The 16,281-nt window shown below is 71.6% G+C and carries 13 protein-coding genes and 1 pseudogene; 4 read left to right on the forward strand and 10 right to left on the reverse strand.

Features of this window, described 5'->3' with window-relative positions:
* Positions 1-85: 85 nt before the first annotated feature.
* Together ACFWU9_RS31820 and ACFWU9_RS31825 are read right to left on the reverse strand one after the other, a co-directional pair.
* Entirely contained in the window at positions 86-1,609 is a 1,524-nt protein-coding gene (locus ACFWU9_RS31820) for an aminopeptidase P family protein (RefSeq protein ID WP_384324539.1), read from the reverse strand.
* Between the two features lie 144 nt (positions 1,610-1,753).
* A complete protein-coding gene (locus ACFWU9_RS31825; protein ID WP_384324540.1) occupies positions 1,754-3,313 on the reverse strand; it encodes a PP2C family protein-serine/threonine phosphatase in 1,560 nt (519 codons plus the stop codon).
* Between the two features lie 519 nt (positions 3,314-3,832).
* Between ACFWU9_RS31825 and ACFWU9_RS31830 the strand changes: the two genes are divergently transcribed.
* Both ACFWU9_RS31830 and ACFWU9_RS31835 read left to right on the forward strand, forming a co-directional pair.
* The gene (locus tag ACFWU9_RS31830; RefSeq protein ID WP_384324541.1) at positions 3,833-4,516 is read left to right on the forward strand and encodes a bifunctional DNA primase/polymerase; all 684 of its coding nucleotides are present in this window, start codon (positions 3,833-3,835) and stop codon (positions 4,514-4,516) included.
* A gap of 197 nt (positions 4,517-4,713) precedes the next feature.
* Positions 4,714-5,229, forward strand: coding sequence for a hypothetical protein (locus ACFWU9_RS31835; RefSeq protein ID WP_384324542.1), 516 nt, complete (start codon positions 4,714-4,716; stop codon positions 5,227-5,229).
* 269 nt (positions 5,230-5,498) lie between these two features.
* Here ACFWU9_RS31835 and ACFWU9_RS31840 read toward each other — a convergent pair whose 3' ends face one another.
* From ACFWU9_RS31840 to ACFWU9_RS31850, 3 genes are all read right to left on the reverse strand, one after another.
* Positions 5,499-6,479, reverse strand: a complete 981-nt coding sequence (locus ACFWU9_RS31840) for a DUF5926 family protein (RefSeq protein WP_384324543.1) — start codon at positions 6,477-6,479, stop codon at positions 5,499-5,501.
* 262 nt (positions 6,480-6,741) lie between these two features.
* Positions 6,742-7,350: an ATP-binding protein gene (locus tag ACFWU9_RS31845; RefSeq protein WP_384324580.1), complete on the reverse strand. Its 609-nt coding sequence runs from the start codon at positions 7,348-7,350 to the stop codon at positions 6,742-6,744.
* Between the two features lie 68 nt (positions 7,351-7,418).
* The gene (locus ACFWU9_RS31850; RefSeq protein WP_384324544.1) at positions 7,419-8,228 is read right to left on the reverse strand and encodes a glycerophosphodiester phosphodiesterase; all 810 of its coding nucleotides are present in this window, start codon (positions 8,226-8,228) and stop codon (positions 7,419-7,421) included.
* Positions 8,229-8,498: 270 nt separating this feature from the next.
* On the opposite strand from ACFWU9_RS31850, the gene ACFWU9_RS31855 reads away from it, so the two are divergent.
* Complete coding sequence (locus ACFWU9_RS31855) at positions 8,499-9,986, forward strand: S1C family serine protease (protein WP_384324545.1); 1,488 nt, start codon at positions 8,499-8,501, stop codon at positions 9,984-9,986.
* Positions 9,987-10,207: 221 nt separating this feature from the next.
* Positions 10,208-11,329 carry an asparaginase gene (locus tag ACFWU9_RS31860; RefSeq protein ID WP_384324546.1) on the forward strand — a complete coding sequence of 374 codons (1,122 nt, stop codon included), beginning with the start codon at positions 10,208-10,210 and terminating at the stop codon, positions 11,327-11,329.
* A gap of 27 nt (positions 11,330-11,356) precedes the next feature.
* Here the strand turns inward: ACFWU9_RS31860 and ACFWU9_RS31865 are convergent, their stop codons facing one another.
* The 5 genes and pseudogenes from ACFWU9_RS31865 to ACFWU9_RS31885 all read right to left on the reverse strand — a co-directional run bounded on the left by ACFWU9_RS31865 (position 11,357) and on the right by ACFWU9_RS31885 (position 16,139).
* Positions 11,357-12,298, reverse strand: a complete 942-nt coding sequence (locus tag ACFWU9_RS31865) for an RNA polymerase sigma factor (protein WP_384324581.1) — start codon at positions 12,296-12,298, stop codon at positions 11,357-11,359.
* A gap of 594 nt (positions 12,299-12,892) precedes the next feature.
* Positions 12,893-13,162, reverse strand: a pseudogene (locus tag ACFWU9_RS31870) (sigma factor); the annotation flags it as partial.
* Positions 13,159-13,497, reverse strand: coding sequence for a YciI family protein (locus ACFWU9_RS31875; protein ID WP_384324582.1), 339 nt, complete (start codon positions 13,495-13,497; stop codon positions 13,159-13,161). The pseudogene ACFWU9_RS31870 and the gene ACFWU9_RS31875, both read right to left, overlap by 4 nt.
* 54 nt (positions 13,498-13,551) lie before the next feature.
* Positions 13,552-14,190, reverse strand: a complete 639-nt coding sequence (locus ACFWU9_RS31880; protein ID WP_384324547.1) for a dihydrofolate reductase family protein — start codon at positions 14,188-14,190, stop codon at positions 13,552-13,554.
* A 224-nt stretch (positions 14,191-14,414) separates the two neighbouring features.
* On the reverse strand, positions 14,415-16,139 hold the full coding sequence (locus tag ACFWU9_RS31885) for an enoyl-CoA hydratase-related protein (RefSeq protein WP_384324548.1): 1,725 nt from the start codon (positions 16,137-16,139) through the stop codon (positions 14,415-14,417).
* Between the last annotated feature and the right edge of the window lie 142 nt (positions 16,140-16,281).

A 16,281-nucleotide genomic window follows, 5' to 3' on the forward strand; every position in this document is an offset into this window, starting at 1 on the left:
CCCCCCCCCCGCCCCCGCCCCCCCCGCCCCCCCCCGCCGGGGGCCGGGCCCCCACGGCCGACTGTCCGGAGCCGGGACGCCCGGCTCAGCCCTGCTTGACCGTGGCCATCCAGGCCTCCACCTCGGCGGAGGACCGCGGCAGTCCCGCCGACAGATTCCGGTTGCCGTCCGCCGTCACCAGGATGTCGTCCTCGATCCGGACCCCGATGCCCCGGTACTCCTCGGGCACCGTCAGGTCGTCCGCCTGGAAGTACAGCCCCGGCTCGACCGTGAGGCACATGCCGGGCTCCAGCGTCCCGTCCACATAGGCTTCCGTCCGCGCCGCCGCGCAGTCGTGGACGTCCAGGCCGAGCATGTGGCCCGTGCCGTGCAGCGTCCAGCGGCGCTGGAGACCCAGCTCCAGGACCCGCTCCACCGGGCCTTCGACCAGGCCCCACTCCACGAGCTTCTCGGTGAGCACCCGCTGGGACGCGTCGTGGAAGTCCCGGTACTTCGCGCCCGGCTTCACCGCCGCGATACCGGCCTCCTGCGACTCGTACACCGCGTCGTAGATCCTGCGCTGCACCTCGTCGAACCGGCCGTTGATCGGCAGGGTGCGTGTCACGTCGGCGGTGTAGAGGGTGTGGGTCTCCACGCCCGCGTCGAGCAGCAGCAGATCGCCGGGGCGTACGTCTCCGTCGTTGCGCACCCAGTGCAGGGTGGTGGCGTGCGGTCCGGCCGCGCAGATGGAGCCGTAGCCGATGTCGTTGCCCTCCACCCGGGCACGCAGGAAGAACGTTCCCTCGATGTAGCGCTCGCTCGTCGCCTCGGCCTTGTCGAGGGTCTTTACGACGTCCTCGAAACCGCGGACGGTCGAGTCGACGGCCTTCTGGAGCTCGCCGATCTCGAACTCGTCCTTCACCGCGCGCGCCTCGGAGAGATAGACACGCAGCTCGTCGTCGCGCTCGGCCGTGACCTTGTCGGTCAGCGCTGCCTCGATGGCGGCGTCGTGCCCGCGGACGGCGCGCACCGGGCCCGTGGCCTCGCGCAGCGCCTCCGCCAGCTCCCGTACGTCCTTCGCGGGCAGGCCGAGCAGCTGCTCGGCCTCGGCGAGGGAGTGCCGGCGGCCGACCCACAGCTCGCCCTGGCGGCCGTCGAGCCAGAACTCGCCGTTCTCCCGGTTGGAGCGCGGGGTGAGATAGATCGTGGCCCGGTGGCCGTCGCCGCCGGGGGCCGGCTCCAGCACGAGGACGCCGTCCTCCGTCTGGTCGCCGGTGAGATACGCGTACTCGGTGGAGGGACGGAAGCTGTACTCCGTGTCGTTCGACCGGGTCTTCAGGCCGCCCGCCGGGATCACCAGGCGCTCGCCCGGGAATCGCGCGGACAGCGCGGCGCGGCGGGCCGCGGCGTACGGCGCCTGGGCGGCGGGCTCCAGATCGCGGAGCTCGGTGTCGGCCCAGCCCGACTTCATGTTCTCGGCCAGCTCGTCGGACACGCTCACATAGAGGCCGTTCTTGCGCTGCTTGACGGGCTTACCGGCCGACGCCTCATCGGCGTCGTCGAGCACTGTGTCCAGAACTCCCAGCGTTTCCGGGGTCTCCGGTGTTTCCGGGATGAGCTCCTCGGCCACGGTCTGCCTCCTCTGTACGACATTGGACCTTTCGGGTCCCGGCACCATCGTATGTCTGTACGGGCGACTGGCCAGGGGGCCTGTGGACAACTCCGGCGGCGGGTGGACCACCGGGGACTTCAGGCAGGAGGGAGTTCGTCCGGTTCACTCGAAACGGACGGCGAGGATCACGACGTCCTCGGCGTTCCCGGCGCCGGTCCCGGTCCCGGCCCCCGCCCCGGCCCCCGCCCCGTTCCTGTTGCCCGGGCCGGGCGCGTCCGTTCCTCCGGGCAGCACCAGCCTCAGCACATGGTCCGCGATCGCCCCGGGATCGTCCCTGAGGCTCCTGGGCACGCTCGCGGCCGCCGCGTGCAGCCGGGCGAAGGCCCGGTCCATCGGGTCGCCGGTACGGCGCAGCAGGCCGTCCGTGTACAGCAGCACCGTTTCTCCTGGCGCGGGCGACAGCCCCACGCTCGGCGCCTCCCAGCACGACAGCATCCCCAGCGGCGCGGACAGGGTCGTCTCGACGAACTCCGTACGCTTCTCCCCCACGATCAGCGGCGGCGCGTGCCCGGCCCCGGCGAGCACGATCTTGCGCAGCGCCGGTTCGGTGTACGCGAAGAGCGCGGTGGCGGTGCGCGCCGGTTCGGTCAGCCGCAGCAGCAGCTCCAGGTCGGACAGGACGGCGACGGGATCCTCGCCCTCCATCACCGCGTACGCCCGCAGGGAGGCCCGCAGCCGTCCCATCGCGGCCAGGGCGCTCGGCCCCGATCCGCTCACCGAGCCGACGGCCAGGCCCAGCGCGCCGTCGGGCAGCGCGAGCGCGTCGTACCAGTCACCGCCGCCGTCCCCGCCCGCGCGGTGGCGCACCGCGAGGCGTACGCCGGGAACACGGGGGAGCCGGCCGGGCAGCAGTTCGTCCGCGATCGTGGTCTCCCACGCGCGGGAGATCTCCAGCTCCAGGAGGCGCGCCAGATGCTCGGAGGCGTAGCGGGCGTAGAGACCCACCAGATGGCGCTGCCTTTCCACCGGTTCGGCGGGTTCGTCGTAAAACCAGGCCGCGGCCCCGATCCGGCCCGCCGTCTGGGCCGCGAGGGAGACCGCGTACGTGGCGCTGTAGCCGAGCCGGACGGCGACATCGCGGTGGCGCGGGTCTAGCCCCGGGTCGCCGAGGACGTCTCCTACGGACTCCGCCGCGGTCGCGGGCTCCGAGGTCTCGTCGAGGAGCCTTCCGTAGGAGGTCGCGGCGCGCGGCACCGTCTCCAGCTGTCCGAGGTCGGGGTGGCTGAAACCGAGCCCCACGGTGGTACGCGGAATGTGCTCGTCCGCGCGGGACGCCGGTTCGAGGACGACCAGGCCGCGGGAGGAGCCGACGAGCGCGGCGCCCGCCCGTACGACCTCGTTGAGCGCCGCGTCCACCGAACCCGTCCTGGCCAGGCGTTCGGTCAGCTCGTGGAGGGTGGTCAGATCGGAGACCCAGCCGGCCAGCCGGTCCTGGATCATCACCGCCGGTGCGCCGGGGGACTCGTCGAGGGGCGCGACAGTGTGCGCGGGAGCCGGAACTGCTGAATCGATTCCAGCCACTTTCGGCATGTGCGGAGCGCTCATGGCAACCGGCTTTCTGACTGGTGCGTTTCGCGCAATAGCATCGCAAACCACCAGATGATTCTGCGCCACTATCAGTGCATCCACATGTACACGCACAACTGACGCGATGTCCAGCATTGTCCTGGCGCAACCGGTGGTGTCTGTGCGACGGTTAACTTGGCGAGAAAATGACCCCAGCGCAGTATTCTGCGATCGACTGAGGGAACTCGGCAGGGACCTCCCCGGTGAAGCGCAGGCGACATCGAGGAGGAGCGTCATTCCGCACGTGATGGGTACGTAAACGGTGACGGACAGGGGCAGTTGGGACGGCCCCGGAACCTGACGGACGGCTCCGGCGTCTTAACCGCCGTAGCCCGCGCGCCATCCCGGGGTGGCGGGGCTGTCACAGCGGGACGACAGACCACCCACTGCGCCACCCATCGCCACGCGTTAACGAAGACAGACTGCGTTCGGCCCAGGAGCGGTGATCCCTGCCGCAGGTTGGCGAAGTCCGACTGTGCCCCGTCCAAAGGGGCGGCGGAGCGTCGACGACACACGTCGACTGTACGCACAGCGATACGCACAGTGAAGCCATGCACACAGATTTACCGGTGTGGCATGTGGACCTCGGCGTTCAACGGAAAGGAACGAGCGCTCATGCGCGAGATCCTCGGAAGGCGACGCAGGCTCCTGTTCAGGCGCAAGGGGATGCCTGCCCCACTCGAAGCGGCGCTGACATGCGCCACGGCATGGCAGTGGCCCGTACTTCCCGGAGCCGGCCTCAAGACGTCCGGCGGCCGGGGTGATCGTGGCCGCGGCTGCGCCTGCCCGGATCCCGACTGCGCCGTACCCGGCGCGCACCCATTCGACCCAGGCCTGCTGGCCGCCACGACCGACGAACGCATGGTCCGCTGGTGGTGGGCCAACCGGCCCACGGCCCCGATCGTGCTGGCCACCGGAGGCACCGCGCCGTGCGCGGTGAGTCTGCCCGCGCCCGCCGGAGAGCGTGCGCTGGTGGCACTGGACGAGATGGGTATGCGCCTCGGCCCGGTCGTGGCGACTCCCACGCGGTGGTCGCTGCTGGTGGCCCCGTACACCCTGGAGCGGCTCGGCGAGCTCCTCTTCGCCAAGGACTGGGTGCCCAGTTCGCTCCGCTTCCACGGCGAGGGCGGCTATCTGGTGCTTCCGCCGTCCGAGGCGGCCGGCGGCCAGGTCCGCTGGGAGCGGGCGCCACTGCCCGGCTCGGCGTCGCCGTGGCTGCCGGACGTGGAGGCGGTCGTGGACGCGCTGGTCGAGGCGAGCACGAGCGCGCCGGACGGCGGCAGCAGGCTCGCGTACTGAACACCGGGTGCCTGAGCACCGACAATCCGGGCCGTGCCTCCGAGGCGCGGCCCGGTTTCTGTTGTGTCCGTCACTCGTACGGGTGCGAGGTGGCCCGAGTTGTACGGGAAATGGCCGCGCGGCGCGCCGGGCGGCCCTGTCGCGCCGATATCTTCGGCCGGGATCACAATTCTTTCCGGCAGCGGCAGGTGGGCCCCATGAATCCTCGTGTGATCGGGCTCGCCACCCTGGTGGTGTTCACCGCCCTGCTGCCGCTGGCCGCCTCCGCGGGGCCCGCCGGGGGCCCCGCGGCACTCCCGGGGCCCGAGGCCCCGCCCCGGGCACCCAGGACCGCGCCCCACGCGCCCGGGAGCGGCCCGTCTCCCTCCGTCGAGCACTGCGGCCCGGCGCTCACGTCGCGTGACGGGATCGAGGCCCAGACCTGTGTTCTGACCGGGAACGGCGACACCTGGGGCCGTACGTACTACCGGAATGCGTCAGGTGAGGAATTGCGTTCCGTGCTCAGCCTGATGGGGCCCGAGGGGCGGACCGTAGGGACCCACTGCGTCGTCGAAGACGGCGACGAGCCGGGTTCTTGTGAAACTCCGCGTGAACGTACGGCGGGAAAGCCCGAGCGGTACTGGGCGGTGGCCGAGTTCGCGGGAAGTGATGGCGGGACGGGGCCGCTTCTGCTTCGGTCCGGGAGCAACTCGCCTGCTCCGTCGGCCGGTTGAGGGGGTCGGTCCGCTTCGCGGTAGCGACGGCCGAGGGGCGCCACAACGCCGCGACAACTCTGCAGTTTTCACTCCGGAAATTGCAGGAACGGCGCCGGGGAACGAAGGCGCCCGGTCGCTGGCGACGGGGGATGCACCAGCGACCGGGCTTCTAGAACGGTAACAAGAGATCGGCGGTTAGCAAATTCGATCTGATGTATTCGGACAAGAAATTACTTGCCGGTACGGGCAGTTGTGATCACTGTCACTCTGGGCGACGATTTCCACGCTCAGCTGAGCGTCACCTGGCGATTGGTGAGCCCTCCCCGTGCCCTGCGCTCGTCCCCCGTGAGCGGAGCGTCGACCGCCAGGGCCGCCGCCAGCCGCTCCTGGAGCTCCGCGGCGGGCTTCTCGCAGTCCTCCGCCCGCATCGCGCTCGGCAGGTCCCAGACCGGGACCGTCAGCCCGTGCGCCCGGAAGGAGCCGACCAGCCGCGTCCCCTCGCCGAGGCTCGACGTACCGGCGGCGTGCAGCCGGGCGAGCGCGTCGAGGAGCTTCTCCTCCGGGTGCGGCATGACCCACCGCAGATGGTTCTTCTCGGGCGTCTCGCACCAGTACGCGGCGTCCGTGCCCGTCAGCTTCACCGTGGGGATCGCGGCCGCGTTCGCCCGCTCCAGGGACGCGCTCACCTCGGGGGTCGCGTTCTCGGCGTCCGGCACCCAGAACTCGAAGCCGGGGTGGACGACCGGCGCGAAGCCGGCCTCCGGGTCCAGCAGGTCCTGGAGGCGCGGCCCGTCGGCCGGAACCCGCTGCGCGGCGACCGGATTGCCGGGCTCGGCGGTCAGCGCCCGCTGGAGCGTGTCGGCGAGGTCGCGGCTGAGGTCCCCGGACGACGTGTCGTTCTGGAGGGCCAGCAGGACCGAGCCGTCGTCACGGCGCAGCGCGGGCCAGGCCATCGGCAGGACGGTCGCGAGCGTCACGGACGGCACGCCGTCCGGCAGGCCGCCCTTGAGGGTCAGCTCGGCGGTCGCGGCGGGCACCAGCTCGCGCAGCGCGATCAAGTCGCACTCGCCGGCGAGCCCCTCGAAGGGGCGCTGGACCAGCTCGGTGACGGCATGGGCGGCGGCCCGGCCGTGACAGGCCTTGTAGCGGCGGCCCGAGCCGCACGGGCAGGGCTCGCGGGCGCCCACGACCGGAATGGGTCCGTCCGTGAGCTGAGCCTTCGCGGACTGAGCCTTCGCGGCCTTGGTCTGGGGGCGCTTCTTGGCCATGGTGGCTTCTCCCGATAGCGGCAGTGCGGTGTCGGCGCGAGCCTAGCCGTACCGCGTATCGCCATGGGCGCAACGGCTCATCGGGCGAGGGTGGGTGGGGGCGCGTACGGGGCTTGCGTACGGGCTCGGCGCGCACGCTCCGCGTACGGGACGGCAGACGGTTACGAGGGGTCCGCCGGTCGCGAGCGGGCTCCCGGCGCTGTACGGCGGGAGCGCTCCACGGCACGGTGGATCGGCGTCCCGCGCCCGGCCGGCGACCGGTTCAGTCGTCGGCCGAGTCGAACGCGTCGGCGAAGTCCAGTTCAGAGACGTCGACGCGCGTAGCGAAATCGTCGCGGTGCCGTCCTTCGGTGACGACGACCCAGACGGTCACCTCACCCGCGGAGCCGTTCCGCACGCCCCAGTCCTGGGCGAGCGAACTGATGATGTTCAGACCGCGCCCTCCGCGCGCGGTGACCGAGGGTGTCGCCGGAACCGGCCGGGTCGGGCCGCCGCCGTCCGTCACCTCGACGGTCAGCCGGCCCGCCTGGTCGACCTCCCAAGCCGCGTGTACGTCGCCGTCGCCGATCTCCGCCCGGCCGAGCGGCCTGCCGTGCCGGCAGGCGTTGCTCAGCAGCTCGGAGAGGATCAGTACGGCGTCGTCGACGACGCCGTCCGACATCCCTCGGCCGCGCAGTTGTTCGCGCATCCGATGCCTTGCCTGTCCCACGCCCGCAGGGCCATGGGGAACGGCCATGCTCGACGACGTGGGCACTTCGTGTGCCACCACAAATGCCACCCCCGAGACCTCCTTTGCCCCACGCCACGGTGTGGATGCCCCAATGGCCTGGACCGGAAACCGGCCAAGGTGAGACCTTGACGCACTCACCATGGTCGAACACGTACCGAACGCGCCGGTGCACTCCAAGTCACCCTGTGTGCACCCTAATCCCCGGCAAATCAGGCAAGGCGTCCAAGTTGGGACAGCACCTGTTTGGGTCGGTTCGTAATGATTGCTTCCACTCCGAGACTCGCGCAGAGTTCGACGTCTTCCGGTTCGTTCACCGTCCAGACATGGACACGGTGGCCCGCCTTGTGCAGCCGTTCCACATAGCCCGGCTGGTTGCGCACGATCCGGATGCCGGGCCCGGCGATCCGGGCGCCCGCGGGCAGCCGGCCGTCGCGCAGCCGGGGTGAGACGAACTGCATCAGATAGACCGTCGGCAGTTGCGGTGCCGCGTCGGCGATGCGGTGCAGTGAGCGGGCCGAGAAGCTCATGATGCGTACCGAGGACTCGCCGGGCGGCGGTCCGTCGAGCCCGAAGCGGGCCAGTGTCCGGAGCAGCCGCTCCTCCACCTGACCGGCCCAGCGGGTGGGGTGTTTGGTCTCGATGGCGAGCTCGACGCGCCGGTCGGTGTCGGCGATGAGTTCGAGCAGGCGCTCCAGCGTCAGTACGGAGGTGAGGGAGCGGTCCTTCCAGTCCGGGCTCTCCTCGCTGTCCATGGACTCCATCCAGGAGCCGAAGTCGAGGGTGGCCAGATCGGCGAGCTCCAGGGCGGAGACGGCGCCGCGTCCGTTGGAGGTGCGGTTCACCCGGCGGTCGTGTACGCACACGAGATGCCCGTCGGCGGTCAGCCGCACATCGCATTCCAGCGCGTCCGCGCCGTCCTCGATGGCCTTCTTGTAAGCGGCCAGAGTGTGTTCGGGGGCGTCCTCCGAGGCTCCTCGGTGGGCGACGACCTGGATGGTGGGCTGCCGTGCTTGGGTCACCCCGCCATGGTGTCACCGAGACGGGGTAAGCGTGGCGGGGTGCCCCTCCTGGGACCCGCTGGGGATGCGTCCCGTTTGTCCAGTAATAAAGGATGGCGGGGAGACACACAGGTACTGCTTACCGTGGCCTGACGTGCTGTGGGAAAAGCTGAGGGCAGAGACGTACAAGAGACATGAACATGCCGAAGGGCATGTGCCGGCACCTGAGCGCGGCGGAATACAGCGGAACTCTTGCCGAAGACTGTTGTGGAACCTGAGGAGTAAAAGACTGTGAGCACCGAGAACGAGGGCACAGCGGTCCCGTCCGCCCCGTCCGTACCTCCTGTGCCGGTTGCCGCTCCCGAGGGCACGCCCGCGTCCGCTCCGGGGGGCTTCACCCACGAGCGGCAGTACAGCGGCCAGGCGGGCAGCGGCGATCAGCCGGGCCGGGCCGGTGAGCCGGGGCGGCCGGGTGAGCCGGGTCACGGCTCCGAGCCCACCACGCAGTTGCCCGGGTCCGTACCGGCGTACCACCCCGGCTCCGCCGGCTCGGCCCCCGACGCGGGATGGCCGCCGCCCCCGCCCCCGCCGAGCCAGCCTCATTACGGAGGCGGCGGCGGATGGGGCGAGCCGCCCGCCTCCGGCCCCCAGCCGTCACGCAAGCGCCCCGGTGGGCTGATCGCCGCGGTCCTCGCGGCGGCGCTCGTCGCCGGTGTGGTCGGCGGCGGCATCGGGTTCTGGGCCGCCGACAACAGCGACGACAGCGTCGGCGGCGGATCGAGCACCATCTCCGCGGCCGATCCGGCCATCAAGCGCGAGGCCGGCAGTACGGCGGCGGTGGCCGGCGCCGCGCTCCCGAGCGTGGTCACCATCACGGCGCAGGCCCAGGGCGGCGACGGCGGTACGGGCACGGGCTTCATCTACGACAAGCAGGGCCACATCCTCACGAACAACCACGTCGTGGCGTCCGCCGCCGACGGCGGGGACCTGACGGCCACGTTCTCCAACGGCAAGGAGTACGCGGCCGAGGTCGTCGGCCGCGCCGAGGGCTACGACGTCGCCGTGATGAAGCTGAAGGACCCGCCGTCCGGGCTGAAGCCGCTGGCGCTGGGCGACTCCGACAAGGTGGCCGTCGGCGACTCGACGATCGCGATCGGCGCGCCGTTCGGGCTCTCCAACACCGTCACCACGGGCATCATCAGCGCCAAGAACCGCCCTGTGGCCTCCGGCGACGGCACGAGCGACAAGAACTCGTACATGAGCGCCCTTCAGACCGACGCCTCCATCAACCCCGGCAACTCCGGCGGTCCGCTGCTGGACGCGCGGGGCGCGGTGATCGGCATGAACTCGGCCATCCAGCCCACGGGCGGCGGCGGTGGCGGCGGTGCCCAGTCGGGCTCGGTCGGCCTCGGCTTCGCCATCCCGATCAACCAGGCGAGGAACGTCGCCGGGGAGCTCATCAAGACCGGCCAGCCCGTCTACCCGGTCATCGGCGCGACGGTCTCCATGTCCGAGGGCGGCGAGGGCGCGACGATCTCCAGCGACGACGCGGGCGGTACCCCGGCGGTGACGCCGGACGGGCCGGCCGCGAAGGCGGGGCTCAAGTCCGGTGACGTCATCACCAGGTTCAACAACGTGCAGATCGACAGCGGTCCGACGCTGATCAGCGAGATCTGGACGCACAAGCCGGGCGACAAGATCAAGATCACGTACACCCGCGACGGCAAGGAGCGGCAGGTGGACGTCACCCTGGGCCAGCGCAAGGGCGACACACGGTAGGAGCGGGCTAAGGACCGACGGACGGGGCGCCGGGTGGGGGGTCGGCGCCTCGTCCGCGGCCGGTTTCCAGGCGTACGGCCGGAAAGCGGCCAGGGGTCGGTCCCGTCCCAGGGCGACGGCCTGGAAACGCTGAATTAACCGCGACCGCCCGGCCGTGAAATATGCCTCGGACACCTTTCTCCCAGATCTGACGTGATCGGTCCGTCTGGGAGAGGTACGTCATGCGAGGAATCCTGCGTCGAACCGCGTTGCTGACGGCGGTCGTCGCCCTGACCGCCGGTACGGCCACCGCCGCCGAACAGCACAAGTCCCCCGTCAAACGCCCCAAGGTCGCGGTCATCGGCACCGGAGGAACCATCGCCGGGGTCAGCGACAGCAGAGTCGACTTCCAGGACTACCAGTCCGGCAAGATCCCCGTCGCCGAGCTGGTCGGCGACCTCAAGCCGGAGGTGAACGCGATAGCCGACGTCTCCACCGTGCAGTTCGGCAACAAGGGCTCGGGCAGCTACTCCATAGCCGAGTTCCGCGAGTTGACCCTCGCGGTCGACAAGGCCCTCCGTACGAATGACGCCGCCGTCGTCACCACCGGCACGGACACGATGGAGGAGTTCGCCTACTGGCTCGATCTGACGGTCCGTAGCGACAAGCCGGTGATTCTGACCGGGGCGATGCGCCCCTGGACCGTCCTCGGTACGGACGGCCCCGCCAACCTGTACAACGCCATCCAGCTCGCGGCCAGCCGGAAGACCACCTGCTTCGGCAGCGTCATCATGCTGAACGACGAGGTCCAAGCGGCGCGTGAGGTGCGCAAGACGGACGCGCTGCGCATGGACACCTTCAACAGCGGTGCGAGCGGTTCGCTGGGCGTGGTGGACCAGGAGCGCGTCCGGATCAACAGGGCGCCCGCACGGGTGGAGAAGTGCGGGAAGCCGAGCTGGCGCACCCCCTTCGACGTCGGCCGGATCGGTGAGAAGGACCTGCCGAAGGTCGAGATCGCCTACAGCTACCAGGGCGCGGGCGGCGAGGCCGTGAAGGCGTTCGCCGACGCGGGAGCGGACGGCGTCGTCACGGCGGGCACCGGCGCGGGCGGCATCTCGTCCGCCATGTCGGCGGCCCGCGCGGACGCCACCAAGCAGGGCGTGGTGTTCGCGTCCACCACACGTACGGGCAACGGCGCCGTCTACGACGAGGAGAGTGGCGGCGCGGTCGTCGGGGCCGCGGACCTCGGGCCGCAGAAGGCCCGCATCCTGCTGCTGCTCTCGCTGGCGAAGACGGACGACGTGGAGAAGATCCGCGGGTGGTTCACGACGCTGGGGACGGCGGAGTTCCAGAACCACCGCTGAGCGAGCGGCCGGGGGCGGGGGGCGGGGTCAGCGCGTGCGCCGGATCTCGGCGAGGCGGTCGGTGAGGAAGGCGCGCTCCGCGTCGTTGTCGCAGAGCGCGAGGGCCCGCTCGTACGCGACGACCGCGTCCCCCTCCCGCCCCAGCCGCCGCAGCAGATCCGCCTTGACGGCGGGCAGATAGCGGTAGTCGGCGAGGCGCCGGTCCCCTTCGAGGGCCTCGACCTCGGCGAGCGCGGTCGCCGGCCCGTCGACCATGGCGAGAACGACCGCCCGGTTGAGCGCGACCACCGGCGACGACCAGATCGCCAGCAGCGCGTCGTACAGGACCAGGATCTGTTCCCAGTCCGTCGCGGCGTACGCCGGAGCGGACGCGTGCAGCGCGGCGATGGCGGCCTGGAGCGCGTACCGCCCGGGGTCGCCGCCCCGGAGCGCGCCGAGGACGAGTTCGTGCGCCTCGGCGATGGCCTCCTGGTCCCAGGCCGTACGGTCCTGCTCCTCCAGCAGCGCCGGGCGCCCGTCCTCGGTCGTACGGGTGGCGCGGCGGGCGTGGTTGGCGAGGAGCAGCCCCAGGAGCCCCCGTACCTCCCGCTCCTGGGGCAGCAGCTCGTGCAGCATCCGCGCCAGGCCGAGCGCGTGCCCGGCGATGTCGTCCTTGGTCAGCGCCTGACCGGCGGGTGCGATGTGGCCGGTGGTGAAGAGGAGATGGATGGTGCCGAGGACGGCGTCGAGTCGGTCCGGCAACTCGTCGGGGCCGGGCATCTGGAAGGGGATACGGGCGGCCACGATCTTCTTCTTGGCGCGGGTGATGCGGGCCGCCATGGTCGGCTCGGGGACGAGGAACGCCTTGGCGATGTCGGGGGTCGGGACGCCGCAGACGAGCCGCAGGGTGAGGGCGATCTGCGCGGCGCGGCCGAGGGCGGGATGGCAGCAGAGAAAGACAAGCCGAAGCCGATCGTCGGCAACGCCCAAGCTGCCGGCCTCACGCGGATGCCTTGAGCCGGGCCCGACGCTTGGCTTTGAGCCCGGCGCGACGCTTGGGCTGGCGCCCGGCCCGACGCCCGGGCCGGTGCCCGGCCTGGCGCCTGGTCCTGCATATGGGCCCGCGCCCGGGCCGGCACTCGGGCTGGCGACTCGCCCTGCACCCGGCCTTGAGCCCGGCCCGACGCTTGGGCTTGAGCCCGGCGCGACGTCTGGGTCGGTGATCCGCCCTGCGCCTGGGCCGGTGCCCGGGCCTGCACCCGGGCCGGTGCCCGGCCTGGCGCCTGGTCCGGCATGTGGTCCCGCGCCCGGGCCGGCACTCGGGCTGGCGACCTGCCCCGCCCCCGGCCTTGAGCCCGGCGCGACGTCTGGGTCGGTGATCCGCCCTGCACCTGGGCCCGCGCCCGGCCGGGTGCCCGGGCCTGCACCCGGTCCGGGGACTCGCCCCGCACCGGGGCTGGCGACCCGCCCCGCGCCCCGCCCCGCCCCCCACCCGGCCTCCGGGTTCGGTTCGGGAGTCGCCTCCGGCTGAGGCTCCGGTTCGATCAGCAGGTGGAGCTTCGAGCGGAGGGTCCTCGCGCGGCGCAGCGCGTCGAGCGCGTTGTGGCGGGCGGCGGTCGTCAGCCAGGCGCCGGGCCTGTCCGGTACGCCGCCGCGCGCCCACTCGACGAGCGCGGCGGTGTACGCGTCCTGCACGCACTCCTCCGCCAGGTCGAGATCGCGGGTGACGCGTACCGTCGCGGCGAGCACCGAGGCCCACTCGCGACGATGCGCCTCCTCGACCGCGTACGCCACCGCGCTCCCGCCCCCGCCCCCGACCGGGCCGCCGGGCGGCGACGCCCCGCTCGCCGTCACTCGACGGTAAGCAGCGGCCGTACCTCGACCGCGCCGTCCATGATCGGGAGCAACTTGCCGATGGCGACCGCCGTTTCAAGATCCGTGGTCTCGACCACGAAGAACCCGGCGATCACTTCCTTGCTCTCGATGAACGGCCCGTCGGTGACCAGCCCGTCCTTGTGGATCGTCCGCGTCGCCCCGCTCGGTTCGAGCCCCTGCTCATGGACGACGCGCGCCCCCATCGCGGCGATCTGCTCCCCGACGCGCAGGTTGGCCTCCATGACCTCCGGCGGGATGTCGGCGACGCCGCCCGGGGTCTCCTTCTCGTAGATCAGAATCGCGTACTGCGGCATTCCGCTCACCCCGCCCCTTCGCCCGGCGCTTCGTCGCGTCCACTCAGCGCCCACTCAGCGCTCGGTCCGCCAGTTGTCCGTCTCCGGGCCCATCGCCCCGTACTCGACCTTGCCACCCCGCCCGTACGTGCTGACGACGACCCCGCTCTCCGACGTGGTGCTGTCGAGCAGCCTCAGCCCGGCCGGCACCGTGCCCTCCCCGAAGAGCCGCTTGCCGGAGCCGAGGAGCACCGGGAAGACCAGCAGGTGGTACTCGTCCACGAGATCGTGCTCGATCAGCGTCTGAAGCAGTCCACAGCTGCCGTGCACCTGGATCTCACCGCCCTCGCTCTCCTTGAGCGCGGTGACGGCGTCGGCGACGTCCCCCGTCAGCAGGGTCGAGTTCTGCCACGCGACGGTGTCCAGTGTCCGCGACGCGACGTACTTCGGCATGGTGTTGAGCTTCGCCCCGATCGGATCGTCGTCGGCGGCGAGCGGCCAGGCCTCGGCGAAGATGTCGTACGTCCTGCGCCCGAGGAGCAGCGCGTCGGCCCGGCCGACCACGTCGGCCATCCGGTCGAGGAGATCCATCCTGAAGTGCGGCGCGGACCAGCCCCCGTGCTCGAATCCGCCGTCGCGATCCTCTTCACTGCCACCGGGGGCCTGCATGACCCCGTCGAGGGAGAGGAATGTGGTCACCATCAGCTTCCGCATGCGCGTTCCTTCGTTCGTGAGCTCTTGCGTACGTGCGCTCGTGCCGCCCCTGTGCCGACGGCCTCACTGACAACGGCGAACGGGACGGCCGCGATCGACAGGTCGGGAGAGACAAATATTCAGGCGCGGGGGCGAGGCGTACGGCGCGGACCGGGCGACACCGGGAGATGACCGGCCGAATCCCCCGGTCAGCGGCAGACGGAAGGGCATCCGTGCAGCCGTCCTCAGCCGAGGCGCGACACCCCGGCCCTGAGGTGTTCCGGCGTGGCCGAGGGCTTCGTCTTCCTTACGAAGGCGGCCCGCAGGGCGTGGTACGACGCGGCGGGATCGAAGAACGTGTCCCGCATCCGGGCCAGTTCCGCCTCCCGGTACGAGCTGAGCGGCGCGACTGCCTCGTCCCGTTCGCGCGCCGCCTTCTTCTCGCTGACGCGCCGCTGCGTCGCCGGCGCCGACGCGAGCCCCGCCGCGCGGTGCGCGACCGCGGAGCCGAAGTCCTGGGGCGCGACATCGATGACGACGTCCACCAGCCCGGTCTCGCGCGCCCGGGCCGCCGTCATCGGGAGGGCGCGCCGCGTCAGCCGCTCGGCCTCGTCGGGCCCGACCCGGCGGGGCAGCGTGTACGTCCAGTACTCCGACCCGTACAGCCCCATCAGCCGGTAATGCGGATTGAGTACGGCTCCGGCCCGGCTCCAGACCTGGTCCGCGGCCAGGGCCAGCATGGCGCCGCCCGCCGCCGCGTTGCCCCCGACCGCGCTCACGAGCATCCGGTCCGTCGTGGTCAGCATCGCCTCCACGAGGTCGTCCATGGCGTTGATGTTCTCCCAGGACTCCCGCGCGGGATCGGCGGACGCCTCGATGACGTTCAGATGGATGCCGTTGGAGAAGAAGTCCCGGCTCCCGCCGAGCACCAGCACCGTGGTCGGCCGTGAGCAGGCGAACTCGTACGCCGTGAGCAGCCGGCCGCACTGGCCCGTACTCATCGCGCCGCCGGCGAAGGCGAAGGACAGGAAACCGACCGGGCCCTCCTCCCGGTAGCGGATCTCGCTCCACGTCCGCCGCCCGGCGGGCAGCTCCCAGGGGACGCCGACCTCGGGCAGCACCGGCATCCGGTCGCCGAGAGCGAGTGCGGCGGGCAGTTTGAAGGTGGCCGGGCCGCCCGCCGCGCGCCGTGCCCGTAGCTCGGGGATCCACACGGCGCCGTCCACGGTCGCCCGGCAGACCGCCCCGGACCTGGTGGCGAGCAGCTCGCCGGGCCGCCCGCGCAGGGTGTCGTCGGCGTGGCCGCCGTGCAGGTACCACTCCTCTTCGAGGAGTACGTCCAGTACGCCGGGCTGCGAGTCCGCCCCGCGCAGCTTGCGTACGACCGTGTCGGTCGGGTCCGAGGCCCAGTCGACGCGCCGTCGGCTCTGCTCGAAGTACGGCCGGACGCGCACCGGAGCGGAACAGACCCCCGTGTCCCCGGGGGCGGCGCTCTGCGGACTCGGAACGTACGTCCCGGAGGCGAAGCGTTCCACCGCGAGCAGTACGGCTTCGACGGCGGCGTCCGAGACCTCGTTGCGGTAGAGGTCGCTCTTGCCGATCGGCGGCACCGGGCACCGGACCGAGGCCCACACGTCCCCGCCGTCCATCTCCGCCGCGGCCTGAAGGACCGTCACACCCCAGTCGGCGGCGCCCGTATGAATGGCCCAGTCCAGGGAGGACGGCCCCCGGTCGCCCGCCGGACCCGGATGGACGATCAGACAGACGTACGCCGACCAGATGTCGGTGGGGATCGCGGTCCTGAGCATGGGGGCGATGATCAGGTCGGGGGCGCTCCGGCGTACCGCCTCACGCAAGTGCTCGTTACCCAGGGCGAGTTCGACGCGGACGGTGTGCCCGCGGTCCCCGAGCTCGGCGAAGACGCGCTGGGTCAGACTGTTGAAGGCACTTGCGACCAGCAGGATGTCCACGACCGTCTGTCTCCCTCACGCCGACCGACCCGGGGCGACCCGACGCCACCCGCCGCCGATCATGACCCACCCGGCGGGTCGGGCCGGGGAGCCCCGCCCGAGCGCGCACGGGCACCGTACGGCCGACTGCCGAGCGCCCACC

Source organism: Streptomyces sp. NPDC058653 (assembly GCF_042716895.1).
GTDB lineage: Bacteria > Actinomycetota > Actinomycetes > Streptomycetales > Streptomycetaceae > Streptomyces.

Coding starts and splice junctions, on each gene's coding strand:
- ACFWU9_RS31840 (WP_384324543.1), bottom strand. CDS start 6,479: ATGGCCAAGAAGCGCCCCCAGACCAAGGCCGCGAAGGCTCAGTCCGCG.
- ACFWU9_RS31880 (WP_384324547.1), bottom strand. CDS start 14,190: ATGCGGAAGCTGATGGTGACCACATTCCTCTCCCTCGACGGGGTCATG.
- ACFWU9_RS31830 (WP_384324541.1), top strand. CDS start 3,833: ATGCGCGAGATCCTCGGAAGGCGACGCAGGCTCCTGTTCAGGCGCAAG.
- ACFWU9_RS31835 (WP_384324542.1), top strand. CDS start 4,714: ATGAATCCTCGTGTGATCGGGCTCGCCACCCTGGTGGTGTTCACCGCC.
- ACFWU9_RS31875 (WP_384324582.1), bottom strand. CDS start 13,497: ATGCCGCAGTACGCGATTCTGATCTACGAGAAGGAGACCCCGGGCGGC.
- ACFWU9_RS31860 (WP_384324546.1), top strand. CDS start 10,208: ATGCGAGGAATCCTGCGTCGAACCGCGTTGCTGACGGCGGTCGTCGCC.
- ACFWU9_RS31825 (WP_384324540.1), bottom strand. CDS start 3,313: ATGCTGGACATCGCGTCAGTTGTGCGTGTACATGTGGATGCACTGATA.
- ACFWU9_RS31845 (WP_384324580.1), bottom strand. CDS start 7,350: ATGGTGAGTGCGTCAAGGTCTCACCTTGGCCGGTTTCCGGTCCAGGCC.